Source organism: Streptomyces sp. NPDC012508 (assembly GCF_042902595.1).
Classification (GTDB): Bacteria; Actinomycetota; Actinomycetes; order Streptomycetales; family Streptomycetaceae; genus Streptomyces.
The window spans coordinates 1116207-1141589 of record NZ_JBIBEO010000001.1 but is presented as its reverse complement, the minus strand read 5'-3'; the positions used below and the strand labels follow the sequence as shown (position 1 = coordinate 1141589).

Annotated in this window: 19 protein-coding genes and 1 pseudogene; 14 read left to right on the top strand and 6 right to left on the bottom strand. The window is 71.0% G+C overall.

All coding sequences use genetic code 11. The features are described 5' to 3' along the window. Nucleotides 1–6: 6 nt before the first annotated feature. Nucleotides 7–1485: a sensor histidine kinase gene (locus ACFY8U_RS04905; protein WP_389565657.1), complete on the bottom strand. Its 1479-nt coding sequence runs from the start codon at nucleotides 1483–1485 to the stop codon at nucleotides 7–9. A gap of 833 nt (nucleotides 1486–2318) precedes the next feature. Between ACFY8U_RS04905 and ACFY8U_RS04900 the strand changes: the two genes are divergently transcribed. From ACFY8U_RS04900 to ACFY8U_RS04870, 7 genes are all read left to right on the top strand, one after another. Further along, nucleotides 2319–3995 carry an FAD-dependent oxidoreductase gene (locus ACFY8U_RS04900; protein ID WP_389565655.1) on the top strand — a complete coding sequence of 559 codons (1677 nt, stop codon included), beginning with the start codon at nucleotides 2319–2321 and terminating at the stop codon, nucleotides 3993–3995. 16 nt (nucleotides 3996–4011) lie between these two features. Next, nucleotides 4012–5556, top strand: coding sequence for an ATP-binding protein (locus tag ACFY8U_RS04895; RefSeq protein WP_389565652.1), 1545 nt, complete (start codon nucleotides 4012–4014; stop codon nucleotides 5554–5556). Then, entirely contained in the window at nucleotides 5553–5906 is a 354-nt protein-coding gene (locus ACFY8U_RS04890; RefSeq protein WP_389565649.1) for a UBP-type zinc finger domain-containing protein, read from the top strand. Before ACFY8U_RS04895 ends, ACFY8U_RS04890 begins: the two co-directional genes overlap by 4 nt. Before the next feature lie 413 nt (nucleotides 5907–6319). After that, nucleotides 6320–7687: a ricin-type beta-trefoil lectin domain protein gene (locus ACFY8U_RS04885; protein WP_389565646.1), complete on the top strand. Its 1368-nt coding sequence runs from the start codon at nucleotides 6320–6322 to the stop codon at nucleotides 7685–7687. A 56-nt stretch (nucleotides 7688–7743) separates the two neighbouring features. Then, nucleotides 7744–10041: an RICIN domain-containing protein gene (locus ACFY8U_RS04880; RefSeq protein WP_389565644.1), complete on the top strand. Its 2298-nt coding sequence runs from the start codon at nucleotides 7744–7746 to the stop codon at nucleotides 10039–10041. 29 nt (nucleotides 10042–10070) lie between these two features. Beyond that, complete coding sequence (locus ACFY8U_RS04875) at nucleotides 10071–11312, top strand: ThuA domain-containing protein (RefSeq protein ID WP_389566175.1); 1242 nt, start codon at nucleotides 10071–10073, stop codon at nucleotides 11310–11312. Between the two features lie 146 nt (nucleotides 11313–11458). Then, nucleotides 11459–14254, top strand: coding sequence for a BTAD domain-containing putative transcriptional regulator (locus tag ACFY8U_RS04870; RefSeq protein WP_389565641.1), 2796 nt, complete (start codon nucleotides 11459–11461; stop codon nucleotides 14252–14254). Between the two features lie 114 nt (nucleotides 14255–14368). On the opposite strand, the gene ACFY8U_RS04865 is transcribed toward ACFY8U_RS04870, so the two are convergent. Then, a complete protein-coding gene (locus ACFY8U_RS04865) occupies nucleotides 14369–14707 on the bottom strand; it encodes a hypothetical protein (RefSeq protein WP_361594444.1) in 339 nt (112 codons plus the stop codon). A gap of 139 nt (nucleotides 14708–14846) precedes the next feature. Then, nucleotides 14847–15563 (bottom strand): hypothetical protein, encoded by a 717-nt coding sequence (locus tag ACFY8U_RS04860; protein ID WP_389565638.1) that lies wholly within the window; start codon nucleotides 15561–15563, stop codon nucleotides 14847–14849. Between the two features lie 150 nt (nucleotides 15564–15713). Between ACFY8U_RS04860 and ACFY8U_RS04855 the strand changes: the two genes are divergently transcribed. The 5 genes and pseudogenes from ACFY8U_RS04855 to ACFY8U_RS04835 all read left to right on the top strand — a co-directional run. Further along, nucleotides 15714–16982 (top strand): alpha/beta fold hydrolase, encoded by a 1269-nt coding sequence (locus ACFY8U_RS04855; RefSeq protein WP_389565636.1) that lies wholly within the window; start codon nucleotides 15714–15716, stop codon nucleotides 16980–16982. Nucleotides 16983–17037: 55 nt separating this feature from the next. Then, a complete protein-coding gene (locus tag ACFY8U_RS04850; protein WP_361595028.1) occupies nucleotides 17038–17655 on the top strand; it encodes an MBL fold metallo-hydrolase in 618 nt (205 codons plus the stop codon). Between the two features lie 66 nt (nucleotides 17656–17721). Further along, nucleotides 17722–18501: an exodeoxyribonuclease III gene (locus ACFY8U_RS04845; protein WP_361594450.1), complete on the top strand. Its 780-nt coding sequence runs from the start codon at nucleotides 17722–17724 to the stop codon at nucleotides 18499–18501. A gap of 207 nt (nucleotides 18502–18708) precedes the next feature. Beyond that, nucleotides 18709–19143 carry a DUF6278 family protein gene (locus ACFY8U_RS04840; RefSeq protein WP_361594452.1) on the top strand — a complete coding sequence of 145 codons (435 nt, stop codon included), beginning with the start codon at nucleotides 18709–18711 and terminating at the stop codon, nucleotides 19141–19143. A gap of 202 nt (nucleotides 19144–19345) precedes the next feature. Further along, nucleotides 19346–19600: pseudogene (locus ACFY8U_RS04835) on the top strand (ABC transporter substrate-binding protein); the annotation flags it as partial. 124 nt (nucleotides 19601–19724) lie between these two features. On the opposite strand, the gene ACFY8U_RS04830 reads toward ACFY8U_RS04835, so the two are convergent. Both ACFY8U_RS04830 and ACFY8U_RS04825 read right to left on the bottom strand, forming a co-directional pair. Next, nucleotides 19725–21278 carry an alpha/beta fold hydrolase gene (locus ACFY8U_RS04830; protein ID WP_389565632.1) on the bottom strand — a complete coding sequence of 518 codons (1554 nt, stop codon included), beginning with the start codon at nucleotides 21276–21278 and terminating at the stop codon, nucleotides 19725–19727. Nucleotides 21279–21401: 123 nt separating this feature from the next. Continuing rightward, nucleotides 21402–22574 (bottom strand): Ig-like domain-containing protein, encoded by a 1173-nt coding sequence (locus tag ACFY8U_RS04825; protein ID WP_389565629.1) that lies wholly within the window; start codon nucleotides 22572–22574, stop codon nucleotides 21402–21404. Nucleotides 22575–22758: 184 nt separating this feature from the next. Between ACFY8U_RS04825 and ACFY8U_RS04820 the strand changes: the two genes are divergently transcribed. Beyond that, nucleotides 22759–23376: a hypothetical protein gene (locus ACFY8U_RS04820; protein WP_389565627.1), complete on the top strand. Its 618-nt coding sequence runs from the start codon at nucleotides 22759–22761 to the stop codon at nucleotides 23374–23376. Between the two features lie 49 nt (nucleotides 23377–23425). Next, the gene (locus tag ACFY8U_RS04815; protein WP_389565624.1) at nucleotides 23426–24661 is read left to right on the top strand and encodes a cytochrome P450; all 1236 of its coding nucleotides are present in this window, start codon (nucleotides 23426–23428) and stop codon (nucleotides 24659–24661) included. Here the strand turns inward: ACFY8U_RS04815 and ACFY8U_RS04810 are convergent. Continuing rightward, nucleotides 24633–25373: a hypothetical protein gene (locus tag ACFY8U_RS04810; protein WP_389565622.1), complete on the bottom strand. Its 741-nt coding sequence runs from the start codon at nucleotides 25371–25373 to the stop codon at nucleotides 24633–24635. The two genes, ACFY8U_RS04815 and ACFY8U_RS04810, sit on opposite strands and share 29 nt — an antisense overlap. Between the last annotated feature and the right edge of the window lie 10 nt (nucleotides 25374–25383).

Genomic DNA, 25383 nt, shown 5'->3' with positions numbered 1-25383 from the left:
TCACGGTTACTCATCCTCATCTGATGGCTCGCTGGTCGGGATGGACGGGTCGGTGCCGGATCTCTTCTCGCCGCTGAACGCCTCCCACATCAGGCCGGGCTGCCGGGCAGCGCCGGCCCTTCCGGAGGAGGCCGGAGCGGCGGGGGGCTGGGGGGTCGTACGGACGACGGGTGTCGGGACGGGCGACTCCCGCCGCCGCTGCGGCAGCCCGTTGACGGTCTGCTTGACCTCGCCGGAATCCCCTGCGGTCTCGCGCGTCATCATCGGCCTCGGCACGATCGGCGCGCCCGTACGATGCGGCGCGATCGGTCCGCCCGTCCGCTTCGGCGCGAACTGTTGGAGTCTCTGCGGAGGTTGTTCGACCGTGGTGATCAAACGGCGCGGTACGAGCACGACCGCCCGTACTCCTCCGTAGGCGGAGGGGCGCAGGTCGACGTCGAGGCCGTGCTCGCGGGCCAGCCGCGCGACGACGGGCAGGCCGAGCTGGGTCGCCTCGCCGAGGTCGGCCAGATCCAGGCCTGTCGCCGCCTGTGCCATCACGCGGTCGATGCGGTGGCGGACCTCTTCGGTGAGTCCGACACCACGGTCCTCGATCTCGATGGCGATACCGGACGGCACCTCGCTCGCGCTCACCTCGACGGGTGTGTGGGGCGGCGAGAAGGTCGTGGCGTTGTCGAGCAGCTCGGCGAGCAGGTGGATCAGCGGCTCGGCTCCCTGGCCGATCACCGCCACCTCCGTCACCGACTGCAGCCGCACGCGGGGATAGTCCACGATGCGGGACATGGCTCCCCGCAGGACGTCGTAGAGGGGGATCGCCTTCGACCACTGGCGGCCGGGCCGGGCATCACCCAGCACCGCGACACTGGCGGCGAGGCGCCCGATCAGGGCGTTGCGGTGGTCGATGGCCTGGAGGCCGTGGGAGACCACGAGATCCGTGCCGTGCAGGATCTGCATGTCGTGGAGGTCCTTGGCCAGCTGGTGCACGATGGCCTGGACCCGTCGCGCGATGGCCACCATCGCCTGCTGCGAGGAGTCCCGGGTGTGCTCCTCGGCCTCCACCGCCTCCAGGAGTGTCCGCAGAGCCGCGCGGAGCGCGTCGGCGAACTCGCTGTCGATGTGGTCCCCGAACGTGACGGCCTGCAGGATCTCCGAGGCGGGGTCCCCCTTCTGGAGCCGGGCGACGGCTGCGGGGAGGAGCTGTTCGGCGAGCCATACCGTGGTGGCCCGCTGATCGGAGAGGCGACCGAGCAGGGCGGCTTCGCGTTGCGCGTAGTACTGCTGGAGATCGGCGGTCGCCCGTGCGTGCCAGGCGTCCTCCGCCGAGCGCGCGCGGCGCGCCGTCTCAGCCGAGGTGAGCGCCGTCAGGACGACGGCGACGAGGCCGCACCAGAGGACCGGTGTGCGTATCTGCGCGGGGACGAAGATCAGCGCTATGCCGCAGGCTCCGGCCAGAACACTGGGAGGGATGAGCCATGCCGGAGCCATTGCACGTGGCAGGCCTCCAGGGGTTGAAGCTGTACGAACCATCGAGGGTCCCTAAACAGTCTGGAATGAGTGGACTGGGGGTGGTGCGGCGCGCCGGCGGGAACGGTCGGGGCGTCGTGCGGCCGGGCACATGTGCTGTCATGGGTGCCCCCGACGGGTCGGTACGAGATCGCATCGGTGCTCTCGCCTCCCTACGGCCAGGCTCCATCCGTCCGCGACACAACGCACGGTGACCCGTTGTGAGCGCAGCGCAACACGCAGGGGAGAATAGTCAGTTCGGGTACGCCATGTGACCTTGCTGGAACGGGAACCTCCGCGTTGACCGACCTGGGCCCACAATTGATCGACCGCTGCAATGACACGCACCGCAAACGCACGGTATTGACCGCATCCGACGGCCTGTTGGGCACGACTCCCCGCTCCGTCGCCCGTCGCCGGCCACTGGGGGACGTGCGCGCCGGGAGATCACCGGCTCGGGGGCCCGCTCCGGACATGTGCTCTCGTCATCGGCCGGATCGCGCGGAATCGGTAGTCATGGTTCAGGCGTGCCGGGCGCAGGGTGCGACAGGCCGCCACGCGTGGCGGCACCGGCCGGGAGCCCTGTCGTGACGGTCAACAGTCGCCCTCTCCGGCTCACCCGTTCAGACTAGGGAGGCCTTCCCCGTTGACGGAGCGGGGCCTTCCGCGGTCGTGCCGGAGATCGCCTCCCAGGTCACCTGGGGCGCACGGGCACCGTCTGTCGGAGCGTTCCCGTGCGGGGGAACATACGATGGACGGGAGCCGGCGGGCAGCTCGGTCGTGCCGGCTGTCCCGTGCAGGCAGGGCGGAGGAGCATGGCACCGGCCACCGACGCAGCGCGGACCGTCATCCTGACGGTGGACGACGACCCGGGGGTCTCCCGTGCCATCGCCCGCGACCTGCGGCGCCGCTACGGCGGCGGGTACCGGATCGTACGCGCCGAGTCCGGCGATTCCGCGCTGGAGGCGCTGCGCGAGCTGAAGCTGCGGGGCGATCTGGTGGCCGTGATCCTCGCCGACTACCGCATGCCGCAGATGAACGGCATCGAGTTCCTCGAACAGGCCCTCGGCGTGTACCCGGGGGCCCGCCGCGTCCTGCTGACCGCCTACGCCGACACCAACGCGGCCATCGACGCGATCAACATCGTCGATCTCGATCACTATCTGCTCAAGCCCTGGGACCCGCCGGAGGAGAAGCTTTACCCGGTCCTGGACGATCTCCTCACCGCCTGGCGCTCCAGCGACTACCGGCCGGTGCCCGAGACCAAGATGGTCGGCCACCGCTGGTCGGCACACTCCTCGCGCGTACGGGAGTTCCTGGCCCGCAACCAGGTGCCGTACCGCTGGTACGCGTCCGACGAGCCGGAAGGGCAGCGGCTCCTCGAAGCGGCCGGTGCCGACGGCCATCGGCTGCCCCTCGTCCTGACGCCGGACGGAGCGGTGCTGATCGAGCCGGAGGCGCCGGAGCTGGCCGCCCACGTGGGGCTCGCGACCACGCCGGCCGCCGATTTCTACGATCTCGTCGTCATCGGCGGCGGCCCGGCCGGGCTCGGCGCCGCGGTGTACGGCGCGTCCGAAGGGCTGCGGACCGTACTGGTCGAGCGTTCGGCGACCGGCGGACAGGCCGGTCAGAGTTCCCGCATCGAGAACTACCTGGGCTTCCCGGACGGCGTCTCCGGCGCGCAGCTCACCGATCGCGCCCGCCGCCAGGCGACCCGCTTCGGTGCCGAGATCCTCACCGCGCGCGAGGTCACGGGGCTGGAAGCCGGCGGCACGGCGCGCGTCGTGCGCTTCTCCGACGGCTCGGCGGTCGCCGCGCACAGCGTCGTCCTGGCGACCGGTGTGTCCTACCGGCAGCTCCGGGCGCCGGGCTGCGACGAACTGACCGGCCGCGGGGTGTACTACGGCTCCTCCCTCACCGAGGCGTCCGCCTGCGAGGGCCAGGACGTGTACATCGTGGGCGGCGCGAACTCCGCCGGGCAGGCGGCGGTGTTCCTGGCGCGCGGCGCGAAGTCGGTGACGCTCCTCGTGCGGGGGGAGTCCCTGACGGCGTCGATGTCGTACTACCTGGTGCAGCAGATCGAGGAGGCGCCGAACATCACCGTGCGGGCCCGGACCGTCGTGGAGTCCGCCCACGGTGAGGACCACCTGGAGCGGCTGACCCTGCGGGACGCCGTGACCGGCGAGGACGAGGTGGTCGACGCCCAGTGGATGTTCGTCTTCATCGGCGCCGCCCCGCTGACCGACTGGCTCGACGGCACGGTGCTGCGCGACGAGCACGGCTTCATCCTGGCCGGACCCGACCTCACGCCGGACGGGCGGCCACCGGCCGAGTGGGAACTGGACCGGCCGCCGTACCACTTGGAGACCAGTGTGCCCGGTGTGTTCGTGGCGGGCGACGCACGCGCCCAGTCCGCGAAACGCGTCGCGTCCGCCGTCGGAGAGGGAGCCATGGCCGTGATGCTCGTCCACCGGTATCTGGAGCAGTCATGAGCGATCGGGAGCGGTCATGAGCGCGCCGGCCATGCCCTGCGACCCGCACGAGATCGGCTCGCTGTTCCTGTTCGAGAAGCTCACCCCGGAGCAGCTCGGCCGGCTGTGCGCCGAGGGGCGGGTGGAGCGGTTCGAGCCCGGCCCGGTGTACACCGAGGGTGAGCCGGCCACCTGCTTCTACGTGATGATCGAGGGCACCGTCGTGCTGTACCGCCGGGTCGGCGGCGACGACGTGGAGGTCAGCCGCACGTCGCAGCGCGGCGTGTACGCGGGGGCCATGCAGGCGTACCTGGGCGACCGGGTGCCGCAGACGTACAACAACTCCATGCGGGTCACCGAGCCCACCCGGTTCTTCGTGCTGCCCGCGCAGTCGTTCGCGGACATCATGCAGGAGTGGTTCCCGATGGCGGCGCACCTGCTGGAGGGGCTCTTCTTCGGCTCCAAGAACACGCAGCGCGCCGTCGGACAGCGAGAACGCCTGCTGGCGCTCGGATCGTTGTCCGCCGGACTCACCCACGAGCTCAACAACCCGGCCGCGGCCGCCGTACGCGCCACCGCGGCACTGCGTGAGCGGGTCGGCAAGATGCGGCACAAACTGGCGATCATCGCCAGGGGCCCGTACTCCCGGGAGGCGCTCGCCTCGCTCATCGAGATCCAGGAACGCACCGCCGAACGTGTGGCCAAGGCACCGGTGCTGAGCCCTCTGGAGGCGTCCGACCGGGAGGACGAGCTCGCCGACTGGCTCGACGACCACGGCATCCCGGAGGGCTGGCGGATCGCGCCGACCTTCGTCCAGGCCGGCCTCGACACGGACTGGCTGGAGCAGGTCGCGGCGACCGTGGCCGAGGACATCCTGCCGGGGGCCGTCGGCTGGCTCAACTACACGGTGGAGACAGAGCTGTTGATGGACGAGATCGACGACTCCACCAACCGGATCTCCCATCTGGTGGACGCGGCCAAGCAGTACGCGCAGCTCGATAGGGCCGCGCACCGCGAGGTGGACGTCCACGAACTCCTCGACAGCACGCTGCTGATGCTGTCCGGGAAGATCGGTCCCCGGGTGCGTGTGGTCAAGGAGTACGACCGTTCCCTCCCCGAGGTTCCCGCCTACCCGGCGGAGCTCAACCAGGTGTGGACCAACCTCATCGACAACGCGGTGGCCGCGATCGCGAGCACCGGCGGCGACGGTGACGGCGACGGCACGCTGACGGTCCGCACGGCCCGGGAGGGCGACCGGCTGCTCGTGGAGTTCCGCGACACCGGCCCCGGGGTCCCCGACGACATCCGCAGCCGGATCTTCGACCCCTTCTTCACCACCAAGCCGGTCGGCGAAGGCACCGGTCTCGGCCTCGACATCTCCTGGCGGATCGTCGTCAACAAGCACCACGGCAGCCTTCAGGTCGAGTCCGTCCCGGGCGACACCCGGTTCCAGGTGCTGTTGCCGCTGACCGCCGCCCCCGAGAGCGGTACCGAGAGCGACACAGAGAGCGGTACCGAGACCGCGGCCGAGACCATGACAGGGTCCATGACCGGGACCACGATCGCCGAGGAGCCCACATGACCGAGATCGAGGGAATCGACCCGAGCACCCCGCCCAGCGGCACCGGCTGCGCGGAGTGCGACGCGGGGGGCGGCTGGTGGTTCCACCTGCGGCGCTGCGCCCAGTGCGGCCACATCGGCTGTTGCGACTCCTCACCGGCCCAGCACGCCACCGCCCACTGGAAGTCCACCGGGCATCCCTTGGTGCAGAGCTTCGAGCCGGGCGAGGAGTGGTACTGGAACTACGCCACCGACGACCTGTACAAGTCCGGCCCCGCCCTGGCCCCTCCTGACGGCCACCCGGCCGACCAGGCGGCCCCTGGACCGGCCGACCGCGTCCCGCAGAACTGGCAGAACCTGCTCCACTCCTGAGCAGCGCCGGGAGGCCTCCGGCTCAGGACGCCCCTGAACCCCGTGCGGCGTGTCCGCGCGGGGTTCAGTGCTGTGCGCTGCCTCCCCACAAGGTGCCCGCCGGGCGTCCGGTAATCAACAACCACGCACACATGTCGTCAAGACTTCACGTCAACAGCCCGCGAATCCCAACTCCCGCCTCAGGGAGGCGCGTTGTGCGTTCAACGTCTGAATGCGCCGAGTCTTGACGTGCCTGGTTCAGACCTTTACATTCGCCGATCAGAAAGTGGGATGACGTTCACGTTCTTGAACTGCGGTGTGGATCACCGCCCTTCGGCTCCGCGGCACCACCCCTCCACCCGGCCGATCGGCACCGGCCGCGGGGCCCGGATGTGTCCCACCGACGAGCCACCCCCCACCCGAGAGGACCCCCCATGCACCGGATCCGCCTGCCACTCACCGTGGCGGCACTCGCACTCGCCGCCGGTGGTGTCACCGTCGCCACCGACGCCCCCGCCGAAGCAGCCGCCGGTACGATCACCGGGATCGGCGGCAAGTGCGTCGACGTGGCGGGCGCGAGCAACGCGAACGGCACCCCCGTCCAGCTCTACGACTGCAACAGCACCGCCGCCCAGAACTGGGACGTCGGCGCCGACGGCACCGTCAAGGCCCTCGGCAAGTGCCTGGACGTGACTTCGGGCGGAACGGCGAGCGGGACGACGGTGCAGCTCTGGGACTGCAACGGCTCCGCCGCCCAGCGCTGGACGGTGACCGCGGCCCGCGACATCGTCAACCCGCAGGCGGACAAGTGCCTGGACGCCACGGGCAACAGCTCGGCCAACGGCACCCGGCTGCAGGTCTGGACGTGCACCGGTGCGGCCAACCAGAAGTGGACGGCTCCTCCGGCCGGCGGCACCGGACCGGCCCCCGGGGGGAACATGGCCGTCGCGCCGTACCTGTACAACGGCTGGGGCAGCCCTCCCAGCCCGACGACGGTCATGAACGCCACCGGCGTGAAGTGGTTCACGCTCGCCTTCGTCCTCAGCAACGGCTACTGCAACCCCCAGTGGGACGGCAGCCGCCCCCTCGCCGGAGGCGTCGACCAGCAGACGGTCAACACCGTCCGGGCGGCCGGCGGCGACGTCATACCCTCCTTCGGCGGATGGAGCGGCAACAAGCTGGAGAGCTCCTGCGCCAGCGCCGGTGAGCTCGCCGCCGCCTACCAGAAGGTCATCAACGCGTACGGTCTCAAGGCCATCGACATCGATATCGAGGCCGCGGCCTACGACAGCCCCACCGTCCAGCAGCGCACGGTGGACGCCCTGAAGACCGTCAAGGCGAACAACCCCGGCCTGAAGGTGTACATCACCTTCGGCACCGGCCAGAACGGCCCCGACACCAGCCTCGTCAACCGCGCCGCCGCGGCCGGTCTCGCGGTCGACAGCTGGACCATCATGCCGTTCAACTTCGGCGGCAACGGACAGAACATGGGCACCCTGTCGGTCCGCGCGGCCGAGGGACTCAAGACCGCGGTGAAGAACGCGTACGGCTACAGCGACGACCAGGCCTACCGCCACACCGGCATCTCCTCGATGAACGGCGTCACGGACGTGGGGGAGACCATCACCCAGGCCGACTTCCGCACCATCCTCGCGTACGCGCAGCAGCGCCACCTGGCCCGACTGACCTTCTGGTCCGTCAACCGCGACCGGCCCTGCACCGGCGGCGGCGCCGACACCTGCTCCGGCATCGGCCAGCAGGCGTGGGAGTTCACCAGGATCCTCGCGGCCTACAACGGCTGACCGACGGCCGCGGCTCTTCCCGTACGTCTTCCTTCCCTCCCCCCCCAAGGAGTCCCATGCCCGCCCTTCCGCGGAACGCCGGACCCCGGCGCCCCGCCCGCGCCCGCCCGCGTCCCCACCGCCTCGGAGCGGCCCTGGCCGCCGGCGCGGTGTTCTGCTCGGCCCTCGTCGCCCTCTCGCCCGGCTCCGCCGCGGCGGTCCCGACGGACGTCCCCACGGGATCCACAGCCAAATCCACGGCCAAATCCCCGGCCGTGGCCGCGGCGGAGGTCCCCACCGGCACGGTCACCGTCGTCAACTCCGGCAGCGGCAAGTGCCTCGACGCCCGCGCCGCCGCGACCGTCAACGGCACCGCCGTCCAGCAGTACGCGTGCAACGGCACCACGGCGCAGCAGTGGACCGTCGCGCCGACCTCGGACGGCCACGTCAGGATCGGCAGCCGCGCCGACTCCGCCCAGGTCGTCGACGTCAGCGACGTCTCCACCGCCGACAACGCCGCCGTCCATCTGTGGACCTACGGCGGCGGTCTCAACCAGCAGTGGCGGGCCGTGGACGAAGGAGGCGGAGACTTCCGCCTCGTCAACCGCAACAGCGGGAAGTGCCTCGACGTCCCCGCGGCGTCCACGGCCGACAGCGTGCAGCTCGTCCAGTACACCTGCAACGGCACGGCCGCCCAGCGCTTCCGGATCACCCCCGTCGGCACCGCTCCGGGCGACGTCGACCTCGGCCCGAATGTCGTCGTCCTCGATCCGTCGATGCCCTCCGCGACCATCCAGGGACGCCTGAACACGATCTTCCAGCGCCAGGAGACCAACCAGTTCGGGTCGGAGCGGTACGCCGTCCTGTTCAAGCCGGGCACGTACAACAACGATGTCAACGTCGGCTTCTACACCCAGGTCCTCGGGCTCGGCCAGTCGCCCGACTCCGTGACGATCAACGGCGCCGTGCACGTGGAGGCCGACTGGTTCCCGCCGCAGAACGCGACCCACAACTTCTGGCGCGGCGCGGAGAACCTCTCCGTCAACCCCACCGGCGGCACCGACCGCTGGGCCGTGTCCCAGGCCTCGGCGTACCGCCGGATGCATGTGCGCGGCAACCTGGAACTCAGCGACGGCGGCTGGTCCAGCGGCGGCTTCATGGCCGACTCCAAGATCGACGGACAGGTGCGCTCCGGCACGCAGCAGCAGTGGCTGACGCGCAACGCGCAGCTGGGCTCCTGGACGGGGTCGAACTGGAACATGGTGTTCGTCGGGAGCCAGGGCGTTCCCGGCACGAGCTTCCCCAACCCTCCGTACACGACCGTGGACCGTTCCCCGGTCGTACGGGAGAAGCCCTTCCTCACGGTGGACGCGGCCGGCGCCTACAAGGTCGTCGTGCCCCCTACGCGCAACGACTCCACGGGCACCAGCTGGGCGGCCGGGGGTCCGCCCGCCGGAACCCAGCTCGGCATGGACCGCTTCCACGTCGTGAAGCCGGGCGCGACCGCGGCCCAGATGAACGCCGCCCTCGCCGCCGGCAAGGACCTGCTGGTCACCCCCGGGGTGTACCACCTGAACCAGACCCTGCGGATCACCCGCCCGGACACCGTGGTCCTCGGCCTCGGCCTCGCCACCTTCGTCCCCGACAACGGCATCACCGCCATGACCGTCGCCGATGTCGACGGGGTGAAGATCGCGGGCGTGCTCTTCGACGCCGGTACCGTCAACTCGCCGACGCTGCTCGAGCTCGGGCCCGCCGGATCGTCCGCCTCCCACGCGGCGAACCCGACCTCGCTCCACGACGTGTACTTCCGGGTCGGCGGCGCGGCCGTCGGCAAGGCGACCACCAGCCTGGTCGTGAACAGCGACCATGTCATCGGCGACCACCTGTGGGTGTGGCGCGCGGACCACGGCACGGGCGTCGGCTGGAACACGAACACCGCGGACACCGGCCTTGTCGTGAACGGCGACGACGTCACGATGTACGGCCTGTTCGTCGAGCACTACCAGAAGCACCAGACCGTCTGGAACGGCAACCGGGGCCGCACGTACTTCTACCAGAACGAGATGCCGTACGACCCGCCCAACCAGGCCGCCTGGATGAACGGCACGACCCAGGGCTACGCCGCCTACAAGGTCGCCGACTCCGTCACCAGCCACCAGGCCTACGGACTCGGCAGCTACTGCTTCTTCAACGTCAACCCGGGCGTCGCCGCCGAGCACGCCATCGAGGCCCCCAACCGTCCCGACGTCCGCTTCCGGAACATGGTGACCGTCTCGCTCGGCGGGACCGGCACGATCCGGCACATCGTCAACGACCGCGGTGGCCCGTCCAACTCCTCCACCGACGTCGCGAACCTGGTGAGCTACCCGTGAACCGACTCCTGCTCCGACTCCTCGGCCTCATGGCGCTCGTCCTCGGCGTGGGCAGCGCCCCCGCCCAGGCGGCGCCGGCCGCACCGGACTTCCGCGTGATCGCGTTCTACAACGGCACCTGGGACGCGGCCCACATCGACTTCGTCAAGGAGGCCAACGACTGGTTCCCGCGTACCGCCGCCGCCCGGAACTTCGGCTACACGGCGACCACCGACTGGAACCTGCTCGCCAACGGCGGCGTGGACGCGTACGACGTCGTCGTCTTCCTCGACGACGCCCCGCAGAGCGCCGCCCAGCGCGCCGGCTTCGAGCGGTACATGCGCGGCGGCGGCGCGTGGCTCGGCTTCCATGTCGCGGCGTTCACGACGAACGCCTCCGGCTGGAACTGGTACTACAACCAGTTCCTCGGCAGCGGGAACTTCCGCTCCAACACCTGGGGTCCGACCACCGCCGTCATGCGCACCGAGAACGCCGCCCACCCCGCGGTGGCCGGCCTGCCCACGACGTGGACCTCGGCCGTCAGCGAGTGGTACAGCTGGTCGAACAACCTGCGGTCCAACCCGTCCATCAAGGTGCTCGCCTCGGTCGACCCGGTCAGCTTCCCGCTGGGTACCGACCCGAACCAGTCCTGGTACAGCGGCGACTACCCCCTCGTGTGGACCAACACGCAGTACCGCATGCTGTACGCCAACTTCGGCCACAACGCCATGAACTACAGCAACAACACCCGCCTGTCCTCCACCTTCGCCAGCCCCACGCAGAACCGACTGCTGCTCGACAGCCTCACGTGGCTCGCGGGCACCGGACCCACGACCCCGCCGGGCCCCTTCCCGGGAGACTCCTGGTACACGCTGGCGTCCCAGGCGAACGGCCTGTGTGTCGACGCCCGCGCGGCGGGGACGGCCAACGGCACGGCCGTCCAGCAGTACACCTGCAACGGCACCCAGGCCCAGCAGTTCCGCTTCACCCCGACGACGGACGGCTACACCCGCATCGGGGTCCGCAACGCTCCGCAACAGGTCGTCGACGTCGCCGAACGGTCGACCGCCGACGGTGCGCCGCTGCAGCTCTGGTCCTACGCGGGCGGCACGAACCAGCAGTGGCTGCCGGTGAGCGAACCCTCCGGCACCTACCACTTCGTCGCCCGCCACAGCGGCAAGTGCCTGACCGCCGGCGCCACCACGACGACCGGCGTCCAACTGGTCCAACGGCCCTGTGACAACAGTCCGTCACAGAGCTTCCTCCCCACGGCGACGGACGGGGGCCGATGAAGCCGTAGTCCGGCCAGGACGGCGGACTCCACGTCCGGCATCCCGTTTTCGGTCAACCACGCCCAAAAGGGCAGCGGTCGGCGAACCGCCGCATCAGAGTGGTCTGAAGCGATCACCGGCGAAGCGGCTTTCGGAAACGGGATGCGGTGAGGACACAGTTCGCGGTACTCGGCGAGATCGAAGCGCACGTGGGCGGCAGGCCCGTCCACCTCGGGCATCTGCGGCAGCGGTCCGTACTGGCCGCGCTGCTCGTGGACGCCAACCGAACCGTCTCGATCGACCGGCTCGGAGACCGGATCTGGGGTGACCGGCCACCCCAGCGCTGGCGCCCCACGCTCTACAGCTATATCTCCCGCCTGCGCCAGGCCCTGGAGTCGGCCGACGGTGACGAAGTCCGCATCCGCCGTGAACCCAGTGGCTACCAACTCACCAGTGTCACCTCGGCAGTGGACCTGCACCGGTTCCGCGACCTCGTCGCACAGGCCCGTCGGACCCAGGACGACGACAGCGCGGCCTCCCTGCTCGACCAAGCCCTCCACCTCTGGCGCGGACCGGCCTTCAGCACCCTGGACACACCCTGGTTCACCGCACTGCGCGAAACCCTCCACCACGAACGCTTCACCGCCGAACTCGACCGCAACGACATCGCCCTCCGCCACGGTCACCACGCGCACCTTCTGGCCGACCTCACCACACACGCCACGGCGCACCCCCTCGACGAACGTGTGGCCGGCCAGCTCATGCTCGCCCTCCACCACTCCGGACGCCCGGCCGACGCCCTACGGCACTACCAGGACACCCGCCGCACCCTCGCCGAAGAGCTGGGCATCGATCCGGGCAGGCCGCTGCAGGAGTTGCACCAGCGCATCCTCGCCGCCGACGCCTCCCTCGCCGTCCCGGCCCGAGCCTCCACCGGCCCCGGCTCCCCGGTGCCACGTCAACTGCCGGCCCCGCCAGCTCTGTTCGCAGGACGCGACGAGGAGCTGGGACAGCTCACCACGTCCCTGGCGGACGGGCCGGACGGCACGTTGGCGATCACGGTGATCTGCGGTCCAGGAGGGGTCGGCAAGAGCTGGCTGGCCGCTCAATGGGCCAACCGGAACACACAGCGGTTCCCTGACGGGCAGCTGTACATCAACCTGCACGGCTTCGACCCCCGTACGCCGCCCGTGCCCCCGGACACGGCCCTGCGGGGGTTTCTGGAAGCCCTGGGCGTCGCCCGCGACCGCGTGCCCACCGACCCCGGGGCCCAGGCCGCCCTGTACCGGAGCCTCCTGGCGGACCGGCGGATGCTGATCCTTCTGGACGATGTCCGGGACGCCGAACAAGTGCGCCCGCTGCTGCCCGGAAGTCCCTCCTGCGCCGTCCTCGTCACCAGCCGCAACCGTCTGTCCGCCCTGATGGCGGCACACGGCGCCCGCCTTCTGCCGGTCGACGTCCTCAGCCCGGCAGAGGCGCACGCGCTGCTGGTAGGCCGCCTGGGCGCCGAGCGCACCACCACCGAGCCCGCAGCCGTCGCCGCTCTCGTGGAGCACTGCGCCGGACTGCCGCTCGCCCTCGGCATCGTGGCCGCCCGCGCCGCCATGCACCCCGACTTCCCGCTCGCCGTCCTCGCCGAGGAACTCGTCCGGGCGGCCGACCGCCTCACCGCACTCGATCCCGGTGACCTGACGGTGAACGTGCGCGCGGTCTTCGCCGCCTCCCACCGGGCCCTCACCCCTGCCGCCGGCCGCCTGTTCTCCCTCCTGGGCCTGGCGCAGGGTCCGGACCTCGGCCTGGCGGCAGCCGCCGGCCTGGCAGGACTCCCCCCGACCCGGACACGGGTGCTGCTGGCCGAGCTGGAAGGCGCGCACCTCCTACGGCAGCACCGTCCGGGGCGGTACCGGATGCACGACCTCGTCCGTCTGTACGCGGCCGAGCTCGCCGACGCCATCCCCTCCGAGGAGTCCGCGTCCGCCCAGGTCCGGCTGCTGGACCACTACCTTCACAGCGCCTTCGCCGCCAACCTTCTGCTGGACGGCCCGTACACACCCTTCCGGCCCGAGCCGGAGGCTCCAGCCGCCGGCAGCAGCCCCGTCACACCGGACGACACCGCGGCGGCGCTCCGGTGGTTCCACGACGAGCACGACTGCCTGCTGGCCGCGCAGTCACATGCCGCTGCCCTCGGGCGCCACCGGGTCGTGTGGCAGTTGGCGTGGACGCTCATCTCCTACCACCTGGGCAGGCATCGTCTGCAGGAGTACGTCACGGTGTGGCAAGCCGCCCTGGCCGCAGCCGAGTACGACGGCGACGACGCCAGGACGCTCGCCCACTGGCGCCTCGGATTCGCCGACGCCCGCGCCGGCGACCACGCGCAGGCGCTCGACCATCTGCGCCACGCCCTCACCCTGGCCGAGCGCAGCGGCAACATCGCCGGGCGGGCGCACATCTACCGCACGCTGGGACGGGTCTGGGAGGAGCAGGGAGACAACGCGCGCGCTCTCGACCACGCGAAGCACGCCCTGCGCCTCTACCAGGAGGTGAACCATCCTCTCTGGCAGGCGAACCAGCTCAACGCGGTCGGCTGGATGCACGCGCAGCTGGGGCTGTACGCGGAAGCCCGCACCCACTGCGAGGAGGCCCTCGGTCTGTTCCGCGTCCAGGGCCTCCCGGCTCACGGCGCTTCGACCCTGGACAGCCTGGGCTACATCGCCCACCACACAGGCCGGTACCGTGACGCCCTCGACCACTACGGGCAGGCCCTGGAGCTGTTCCGAGAGGTCGGCGACACCGCCAACGAGGCCGACACCCTCGTCAACGCGGGTGACACCCATCGAGCCCTTCACCAGTACGCGGACGTGCGCATCGCCTGGCAGCGGGCTCTCGAGCTGTACCGGTCCCAGGACCGCGCAGCCGAGGCCGAGGACGTGCGCGACCGCCTGGAGGCGCTCGGAGACGAGTAGGACGAGGGGGATACCCCCGCGGGCACGGGGCGAGGGTGCCGGGCGGCCGCTCCCCCCCCGCGCCCGCCCGGCATCCCGGCCCCCCCCCGGGCTGCCCCTCCCGCCCGTCGCCGGTCAGAACCAGGCGCTGCACCCGCTGTTGCAGACCCGGACGTGGAACTTGGCGACGTCGCTGAAGCCTCCGCTGGTGCTCCCGCCGCGCGAGGTGACGGTCTGCACATTGCCGTCGTAGTAGGCCTGCGCGTACACGCGGGAGGAGGCACCGCTCACGGAGAAGTCGCCGTAGTACAGCCCGCCGCCCTGCGAGTAGTAGTGCTTGCACACGTAGGCGGAGCCGCCGCCGGGGGCGCTCATGGTCTTGCAGCCGCCGGCGGCGTTGGCCGTCCCCGGTACGGCCATGAGACCGACGGCCGCGGCAGAGGCGGCCAGCAGTACGGAAAGCGATCGCTTCATGGAGGTTTCCCTTCTCGACGCCGTTGCACACGGCGGGCGAGGGCCGTGCGCCTTCGCCGGAAACCACACTGGCTGCGGGTCCGTGGGGGAACCTTGCCCCGCTCTTGAATGTGCTGGTGGGCGGCTGTTCCCCGTGGCGTCAGCGGCGGGCAGCGGTCATCGGGAGGTAGTGGTAGGCGACCCGCGCGTCGGTGTCGGTGTCGACCAATTCGACCATGACCGGGGTGCTGCCGGTCGGACCGGCCGCTGGTGCGCTGAGTCGGTAGCGCTCGGTTCGTACGGCATCGCGTGCCAGCGGAGTGCCGCCCTTCAGCCCCGGGTAGTACATGGCGTCGTTGGCCATACGCAGGGCGACCTGGCGCCAGACCCCGGTGACCGGGTCCCGGCGCTCCAGCACGAAGTCGGGGCCGGTCGCGGCGGTGTCCCCGGGCTCCCCGAGCAGAAGCTCCATCTGGAATGCGAGCAGCAGGTGCCGGTAGGCATGGGTGTTGCCGTTGCGGAGCGTGACCGTGAACTCCTGGGCGGCCCCTCCGCGGACCAGGCGCAGAGCACCGCCCTTGGCGGACACGGACAGCCCGAGGTGGGTCGGGACCGGGGGCTTCGGGCTGCGGCTCGGAGTCGTGGCGGTCGTAGGCGATGCGGTGGCCGACGGGCTCGCCGTGCGGGTCGCGGTGGCCGAGGCACCGACCGACGGGGACGGCGACGCCGAGGCGGAGACGGTGGCTGGAGGAGCCGGAGCGGCCGGAACGGAGGACGCGGAAGGATCGGGTGCGGAGGCGGCGGGGGTCTTCCCGTTGCATCCGGCGAGGACGGGCAGCAGTAGCGCGGTGGCCACGAGCGCGCGTCTGACATTCATGGAGGCGGTCCTTCCGGAATCAGTTGACCTGGAAGATATCCGTATCGCGCGAGGGTCGGTTCGAGCAGCCGCTGCGGGTTCTCCGGCCCGGAGTGCAGAAGGTTCGACCCGGCGCTGGGGGAGACGGCGCGAGATGAGAGGGTCTGGCGGGTGAGTGAGACACCGACGAACACCCTGCAATACCGCATCGACGGCCCCGACGACGCCCCCGTTCTGGTGATCGGACCCTCCCTCGGCACCACCTGGCACATGTGGGATCGGCAGATACCCGAGCTCACCCGTCAGTGGCGCATCGTCCGTTTCGACCTGCCGGGGCACGGCGGGGCACCCGCCCGGCCCTTCACCTCCGTCGCCGAGCTCGGCGACCGGCTGCTGGCCACCCTCGACGAGCTGGGCGTGCAGCGCTTCGGCTACGTGGGCTGCTCCATCGGCGGCGCCGTCGGCCTGGACCTCGCGCTGCGGGCGCCCCACCGGGTCGCCTCGCTCGCCCTGGTCGCCGCCTCGCCCCGGTTCGGCAGCGCCGACGAGTTCCGCCAGCGCGGCGTGATCGTCCGCACCCATGGCCTCGAACCCATGGCCCGTACGGCACCCGAGCAGTGGTTCACCCCCGCCTTCCGCGCGGCGCAGCCGGCGATCGTCGAGTGGGCCGTACAGATGGTCCGCACCACCGACCCCGGCTGCTACATCGGCGCCTGCGAGGCGCTCGCCGTCTTCGACGTACGGGAGGCCCTCGGCCGCATCGGCGTCCCCGCCCTCGTGCTCGTCGGCTCCGACGACCAGGTCACCGGCCCAGCCGAGGCCCGCACGCTGGTCGCCGGGATCGCCGACGCCCGGCTCGCCGTCGTCCCCGGCGCCTCCCATCTCGCCCCCGTCGAGCAGCCCGCCGCCGTCACGGAGCTGCTCACCAGCCACTTCGCCGGGATCGTGCACGACACGCAGAGCGCCGTGCCCGCCCTCGCGATGCCGCCCGTCTCCGCCCCCGTCCAGCCCGTCGCCGAGATCGCGCCCGCCGAGCCGGCGGGCGAGCTCGCGGAAGCCGGGCGGCCCGACCCGTACGACCAGGGCATCAAGCTCCGCCGCGAGATCCTCGGCGACGCCCATGTGGACGAGGCGCTGACCGACGAGTACGGCGCCGACCTCCAGGCCCTCGTCACCCGCTACGCCTGGGGCGAGGTGTGGAGCCGGGAAGGCCTCGACCGCCGTACGCGCAGCTGTGTCACCCTCACCGCCCTGATCGCCGGCGGCCACCTGGACGCGCTCGCCGATCACACCAGGGCCGCCCTGCGCAACGGGCTGACGCCCGGCGAGCTCCGTGAGGTCGTCCTCCAGACCGCCGTCTACTGCGGGCTGCCCGCCGCCGAGAGCGCCCTGCGCGTCGTCGGCAGGGTGATCAAGGAGGAGACGACGCCTCAGGCGTAGGCTGACCTGGCCGGTACGGCCCGTCGTGAGGGGGAGTCCTGTGAAGCTGACGAAGATGTCGCACGCCTGCGTCCGTCTCGAGAAGGACGGGCGGACGCTCGTCATCGACCCGGGCGCGTTCAGCGAAGAGGACTCCGCCGTCGACGCCGACGTCCTGCTCGTGACCCACGAGCATCCCGACCACTTCGACGAGGGCCGGCTGCGGGCCGGCCTGGAGTCCAACCCGGCGGCCGAGATCTGGACGCTGCGGAGCGTCGCGGAGAAGCTCTCGGCCGCCTTCCCGGGCCGGGTCCACACCGTCGGCAACGGCGACACCTTCACCGCGGCCGGCTTCGACCTCCAGGTCCACGGCGAGCTGCACGCCGTGATCCACCCCGACATCCCCCGGATCACCAATGTCGGCTTCCTCGTGGACGGCGCGGTCTTCCACCCGGGCGATGCGCTGACCGTCCCCGACCACCCGGTGGACACGCTGATGCTCCCGGTGATGGCCCCCTGGAACAAGATCTCCGAGGTCATCGACTACGTACGGGAGGTCAAGCCGCGCCGCGCCTTCGACATCCACGACGCCCTGCTCACCGACCTCGCCCGGCCGATCTACGACAGGCAGATCGGGGCGCTCGGGGGCACGGACCACGGCCGGCTGACCCCAGGGGACTCCACCGAGCTGTGATCCACCGGGGGCGCGGGAACGCAGCGGGAACGGTGGCTGTCGGACCCCGCCGTTAGGCTTGCGCTCATGCGCATCGCGACCTGGAACGTCAATTCGATCACCGCCCGCCTGCCTCGACTCCTGGCCTGGCTGGAGAGCACCGGCACGGACGTGCTGTGCGTCCAGGAGACCAAGTGCACCGCCGAGCAGTTCCCCACCGACGAGCTGCGTGAGCTGGGGTACGAGTCGGTGGTCAACGCCACCGGCCGGTGGAACGGCGTGGCCCTGCTCTCCAAGGTCGGCCTGGAGGACGTCGTCATGGGCCTGCCCGGCGGGCCGGCCTACGAGGAGCTGGAGGAGCCCCGTGCCATCTCCGCGACCTGCGGACCGGTCCGGGTCTGGTCGGTGTACGTGCCGAACGGCCGCGAGGTCGTCCACGAGCACTACGCGTACAAGCTCCGCTGGCTGGAGGCGCTCCAGGCGGCCGTCGCCGAGGACGCCGCGTCCGCGCGCCCCTTCGCCGTCCTCGGCGACTACAACATCGCGCCGACCGACGACGACGTCTGGGACCGGGCGGCCTTCGAGGGCCTCACGCACGTCACCGCCCCGGAGCGGGCCGCGCTGGCCGGCCTGCGCGAGACGGGCCTCACGGACGTGGTCCCGCGCCCGCTCAAGTACGACCACCCCTTCACGTACTGGGACTACCGCCAGCTCTGCTTCCCGAAGAACCGGGGCATGCGCATCGACCTGGTGTACGGCAACAAGCCGTTCGCCGACGCGGTCAAGGACAGCTACGTCGACCGCGAGGAGCGCAAGGGCAAGGGCGCGTCCGACCACGCCCCGGTCGTCGTCGACCTGGACCTCTAGCCGACCGGGACGTCCACCGGGCCAGGACGGCCACCGGGCCGGGACCGCCACCGGACCAGGACCGCCACCGGACCAGGACGGCCGGTCGACCGTGATGGCCGACCATGACGCCCCGACGTCACGGCCTGTCGCCGGGGCGCCGCCCGACGCGGATGATCTCCGCGCGCCGGGTGGTGCCACGGGAGGGTGAAATGCGACGCTGTTCGGATGAACATCCCGTTCCTGGACAACTGGCGCAAGCGGCATGAGGCCGAGCACCCCCTGGCCGCGGCCTTCGACCGCGACCCCGAGGGCGTGGGTGAGCTGCTCGCCGAGTGCGAGCTGCTGCGCGCCCGGGTCCAGGACGCCGGGGTGACCCTCGACGACACCCCGCGCTCGCTCGCCGCCCTCGACCAGCTCCCGCCGCGCTGGCGCGACGACCCGGAGGAGCTGCCCTGGCTGGGCAACGACGCCGGGCTCTATCTGGGCACCGTCATCGTGCGGAACGTGCCGGGTGCCGGATGGCAGGTGTGGCCCGGCGGACAGCCGGTGGTGCGGCTGGCCTCGGGCCGCGAGATCAACGTGGTCGAGGCCGGGCTCGACTGGGCCATGACCGGATCGCCCCAGCTCTCGCAGGTGTACGGGGAAGCCGCCGAGTTCTGAGCCTCCCCGCCACGGCGCTCCCACGCGCCGCCACGCCGGCCACCCCCTTGCAGTAAATACGGCTTATGCCGCTTTTATGCGTGTCGAGTGTGAAGTCCCTTTTCGGGCTGGATAGTTTGCGCTGACCTCGACACAGCCGAGAAGGGGGCAGGGGAGCGTATGGCGGTCGCCGATCCGTTGATCGAGCTTCGTGACGTCAACGGCGGGCGAGTCGCTCCTCGTATGCATCGACGAGAACGACATCCACGGGCCGCAGGACCTCGACGGCCGGCGCGTCTGCTCGGCCGCCGGATCGACCCCGTACCAGCGGATGGAGAAGGACTATCCGAAGGCGGACCTCGTCGCCCACGACACGTACTCCGTCTGCGTCGACAACCTGCTCACCTGCCAGGTCGACGCGGTCACCACCGACGACACGATCCTCATGGGCTACGCGGCCAAACTTGCCGGCGAACTCACAGGCCGTCGACACGCTCCGGCCGAACCAGGGACGCTGCTGCCGGGTAGGGGCCCCTCCGAGGGGCCTCGGCCGCCGCGCAGCAGCGCGCAGGGAGCCAAGCCCGCCCGGCAGCAGCCGGTGATCACTCCGCCCGCAGCGGGACCGACACGTACGAGGGGTCGGTCTCCGGGGAGGAGAAGGTCAGCTGCGCGCCGGTCGGGTTGTGCTCGATGTAGAGCGGGTCGACGGTGTCGACGACCAGGGCGAGACGGTGTCCGGCGGGCACGTCGTAGGCCGTGGAGAACAACTCCAGGTCGACACCGAACGGTGTGCCGGGCGTCTTGCCGTGGAAGGTGTACGGCGCGTTGCTGACCAGCTTGCCGAGGCCGAGCGGGCCCACGTCGTAGAGGTACGCGACGAGGGTGCCGCTCTCCTTGGTGGAGGTGACCGTGGTGTGCACCTTGGCCGTGCCGCGCACCTTCTGGGGCGTGCCGTACCGCTCGGACTGCCACACGCCGGCGAAGGCGCGGGGGAGGAGGGGGACCGAGGCCACGGGCGGGGTCTTGAGCAGCTGGTCCAGGAGGTTGGAGAGCAGCACGATCCCGCCGTTGGCGCCGGAGTCCACGTTCGCCCAGATCCGCTGGGTGCCGCCGAGCGCGAACTTCCGCTCGTTCGCGCCGACCGACTTCCAGTCCGGATAGCCCTCGTAGCCGCCGGTGGAACGGGACTTGAGCCGGACGGGCTGCTCGCGGTCGATGCCGTTGTCGGTGCCCTTGAGGTAGCGGTCGAACCAGCGGTGGGCGCTGGTCCAGGTGTCGTTGGGCAGGCCGAGCAGACCGGTGGCCTCGGCGGTGGCGTGGTCGCCGGGGCGGAACTCCAGGCGCTTGGGGCCCTGGAGCTTCTCGTAGAAGGAGGCGTACTGGTTGGGCGGGAAGATCGTGTCGCCCCAGGCGTTGCCGAGCATGATCGCGGCGCCGTTGGCGTTGATCCGGTCGAGGTAGGTGACCGCGGAGCGCTTCCTGCCCCACTCGATCATCTCCCCCTCCTTGGCGAGGTTCGAGGAGAGGAAGTCGCCCAGGATCCGCTGGAGTTCGGGGCCGGGCCGGCCGGTGAGGTAACCCGCTCCGCCGAGCAGCCCGGCGGCCTGGACGTGCTGGGTGCGGCCGCTGTAGATGGACTCGATGAGGTCGGCCCAGCCGCTGAGGGCCGCGACGGCCTTGATCCGCTCGTCGTGCGCGGCAGCGAGGAGGCTGATGCCGGCGCCGTAACTCACGCCCGCCATGCCGACCTTCGACGGGTCGGCGGGGGTGTGGGCGAGGGCCCAGTCGATGACCTTGGAGGCGTCTGCGACGTCCTTCGGCCCCGCGGTCTCGATCTCGCCGCCGGACTGCCAGAAGCCGCGCGAGTTGTAACTCACCACGACATAGCCGGAGTCGGCGAGCTTCTTGGCCTGCGCCAGATACTCGACCTGGGGCATGGCCCAGCTGGTGGGGAGCACGATCACGGGGTAGCGGGCCGAGCCGTCGGCACCGGCGGGGGTGACGACATTGGCCTTGAGGACGGTGCCGCCTTCGCCGGCGATGTCGACGAAGCGGACGGACGTGCCGGACTCCGCGGCGTGGGCGGCGGGGGCGAGCCCGAGGGCCGTCCCGGCCACCAAAGCGGCCGAGACGGCGAAGACGAGAGGTGTACGCACGGGTCACTCCTCACTCGTGTCACTGGTGGGGACAGTGCAAAGTGACCCGACGGTAACCGGCCAGGCTTACCTGGGGTAACCGGTCGGTAAGTTACGCGAGGGTAACGATTGTTGAACGTGAGATCAGCGCAGGGCGCTCTTGGACTGCCACTCGGCCCAGGAGAGGTTCCACTCGCCGTAGCCGTTGTTCAGCGCCTGCGTCCCCTTCGCGTCCGAGCCGGTGATCTCGAAGGGGTCGCCGACCTGCACCGCTTCGTACACACTGCGCGCGTTGGCGTCGCTCATTCCGATGCAGCCCGAGCTCTTGTTCGCGCTGCCGAAGTACGCGGCGTTCCACGGTGCCGCGTGCGCGTACATCCCCGACCAGGTGAGGCGCATCGAGTAGTCGACCATCTTGTCGTAGGCGTCACCGAGGCCGACGGTCTCGGAGCGCATGTTGATGGTGCCCTCCTTGGACATCAGGACGGTCTTCCCGCGCCAGGAAGCCTTCTCGCCGCCCGGCGTACCGGCCGACATCGGCACGTTCTTGACGGTCTGCCCGTCGCGCAGCAGCGTCAGCCGGTGGTTGTCGAGATCCACCTTGACCAGCTGGTTCCGGCCGATCGAGAACGTGGTCGTGTAGTCACGGACGAACCAGCCGCCGGCGCCGGAGTCGATCCCGCTCAGCGTGGCGTCCAGAGTGACCTTCGTTCCGGACTTCCAGTACTCCTTCGGCCGCCAGTCGACCCGGTCCTTGCCGGACCAGTCCTGCATCCAGCCCCAGGAGCCCTCGGTGTCGTTCGAGGTGGTGACCTTGAGGTGCTTCTCCACGTCCGCCTTGTTCTTCACCGGGTGGTCGAAGACGATCGAGAGCGGCTGGGCGATGCCGACGGTGGTGTTCTTCCCCGGGGCCAGGGTCAGCTTGTTCACCTTGTCGGGGGCGGCGGTGGTGAACGCGGCCTTCGCGCTGCCCCCGGCGGCGTCCCGCGCCTCGACGGCGTACGCGGTCCCGGGCGTGACCTTCCGGGACGAGGTCCAGCTCTTCCCGTCCGCCGACACCTTCCCCTCCAGCCGCGCGCCCTTGGAGTCGGTGACGCTCACCTCCTCGAGCCGCTCACCCTCGGCGAGGGTGACGGTCACCGGCTCGCCGGCCCGCGCCCGGTCGCCGGTCAGGTTCACCGAGATCCGCGTCTTCGGCGCGGCCTGCTTGTCATCTCCTCCTGGGCCGCCCGCTCCACCCGATCCGCCGGAACACGCACAGAGCCCCAGGGTCAGGGCGGCGGTGACGAGCAGGGCGGGCACGGGTATGCGGTTCACAGGGACGACCTCCGGTGGTGATCTCTTACGCGGGGAGAGAGTGCCGGCGGCCGGAATCGGTTCCGCATACATGCACTATTTCGCCGATGTCGGATGTGACATGGGCGACCCTGCCTCCCGGCGGTGGGCCGCGGGCCTGCATGATGGGCTCCGCCCACCACCCCTCGACCACGTGATCGGCGCCATGACCTCCTCCTCCCACGGCTCGGCAGTGCCGGGACTCACTCCGTACCAACAGAAGCTGCGGGACCGGATTCTGGCCGCCCCTCAGGTCGCCGCGCCCGCGCCGTGGCGGCCCGTCTTCGACACGTGCGCGGCCGTCGGAGGGCTCGTCGGGATCGGGTTCGGGGTGGACCCGGAGAGCGGGGAGGACCTCGTGATGGTCGTCTCCCACGCCGGGCACGGGCTGTTCGACGCCACCACCGGCGAGCGGATCGCCCGGGACCCTCATCCCGAGCCCGAGGAGGGTGAGTTCCCCGACGGGCCCGACCTCTCCTGCCCGGGGCTCGGGCCGCTCGCCGGCACGCGGGTGCGGATCGCCGGGCTGTACGGAGGAGGGCTGCACTCCACCGCCTCCGGCGGCTGGCACGTCGAGGTCGTCGGTCCCGACTGGCCGAACGAACGGGTCCTGCTGAGCGCCGACGGAGGCATGCCCCACTCCGGCCCGCACGGCGAGAAGTGGTGGCACGTCTTCCACTCCACCTGGTCGGAACTGCGCGCCGTCGGCTTCTCGCCCTCCGGGCGGACGCTGGCCGTCGCGACCAGCAGTGACCTGACCCTGTGGAGCCGCTCCGAGGCGTGACGCCCCGGGGATCTGGAATTCCGGCGGCGGCCGCCCCAAGCTATGGGGCGTGGACAGCGACAGCGACGTACCCGACGTCTTCGACCCGCGGATCTACGCCGACGGGATCCCGCACAAGGCCTTCCGGGTCCTGCGCGACCACCGGCCCGTCGCCTGGCAGGAGGAGTACGCAGTCCTCGGCTGGCCCGCCGGACCCGGGTTCTGGGCCGTGACGCGCCACGCCGACGTCGTACGGGTGCTCAAGGACTCCGCCGACTACTCCTCACATCTCGGCGCCACCCAGATCCGGGACCCCGACCCTGCCGATCTGCCGTTCATCCGTCGGATGATGCTCAACCAGGACCCTCCCCACCACGGCCGGCTGCGGCGGCTCGTCAGCCGCGCCTTCACGCCCGGGCGGATCGAGCGGTTCGCCGGGACCGCGCGGGCGCGCGCCCGCGAGTTGCTGAAAGCCGCTGTCGACGCCGGCCCGGAGGTCGATCTCGTCCACACCGTTACCGACGACTACGCGCTGCTCAACCTGACCGACCTGCTCGGTGTGCCCGCGAGCGACCGGGGCCTGCTCCTCGCCTGGACCGAGCGGGTCATCGCCTACCAGGATCCCGACGAGCCGCCCGTCCTCGACGACCGGGGGCAGCCCGTCAATCCCCGGTCACCCGCCATGCTCGCCGAGATGTTCGGCTACGCGCAGGAGCTCGCCGCGTACAAGCGGAGGAACCCCGCCGACGACATCATGACCACCCTCGCCACCTCCGAACTCCTCCCCGCCGAGCTGGAGATGTTCTTCTTCCTGCTGACCGTCGCCGGCAACGACACCGTCCGCAGTGCCGCCCCCGGCGGACTGCTCGCCCTCGCCGAACACCCGGACGAACGGCGGCGGCTCTGGAGCGGCGAGGCCGGCGTCGAGCGGGCCGTCGAGGAGCTGCTGCGGTGGCACCCGCCCGTGCTCACGTTCCGCCGCACCGCCGCCCGCGACACCGAACTCGCCGGCCGGCCCATCGCCGCAGGGGACAAGGTCGTCGTCTTCCACGCCTCCGCCCATCACGACGAGCGCGTCTTCACCGACCCCCACCGCCTCGACCTGGACCGGTCGCCGAACCCGCACGTCTCCTTCGGCGAAGGCCCGCACGTCTGCCTCGGCGCCCACTTCGCCCGGCTTCAGCTCCGCGTCCTCCACGAGGAGGTACGCGACACCCTGGACGACCTCGCGCTCACCGCGCCGCCCCGGCGACTGGTCTCCAACTTCATCAACGGCGTCAAGACCCTGCCGGTTCGGGTGCGGTAGCGGGGGCGCCGGTGCGGGCGGCCCGCGTGACATCGGCGACCAGCTCCACCACATCGGGGCCGTACGCATCGGAGTTGACGACCTTGAGGAGAAGCACGAAGGGTCCGGAGCCGTACTTCCGTGCCAACTTCTCGTGGTTCCGGGCCAGATGACGTGCGGCCGCCTGGTTGGACACCGCGGCCTGCCCGCAGAAGAGGAAGACCGGCCGTCCCCCGTCGCCCCCGGTGAGACGCGCGAGGACCACATACTCGGTGGCGCCGTTCACGAGCCGGTACTCCTCGCCCCCGACCGTGAACATGCCGCGGTCCGCAGCCGGTTCCTGCTCCGCGTTCATCGTCAGGCCGGGCAGCAGGGACGAGAGATGCGCCGCCATCCGGCGGTTCGAGTACGGTCCGCCCACGCAGAACTCCGCGCGATCCCCGAGACCCTGCCGGGCCTCGTCGTGCTGCACTATCTCCGGCCGCGCCCCGCAGTCCTTGATCAGGGCGGACAGTTCGATCAGGGCCGACACGTCGACGTTGTGCACCGTCCGGTCGCTCCCCGCCTTGCGGTTCACCACCAGCAGACACGCGGAACCGTCGGCCAGGCCGAAGAACGCCTGCTTGCGCCGGAGCTTGCGGCGCCAGAGGTACGTCCGGGCCAGCCAGCCCAGTGAGGCGCTGACCCCGGTCGCCAGGACCCCCAGCACGACATTGCGCAGGTCTTCATTCATGGGGGCGCAT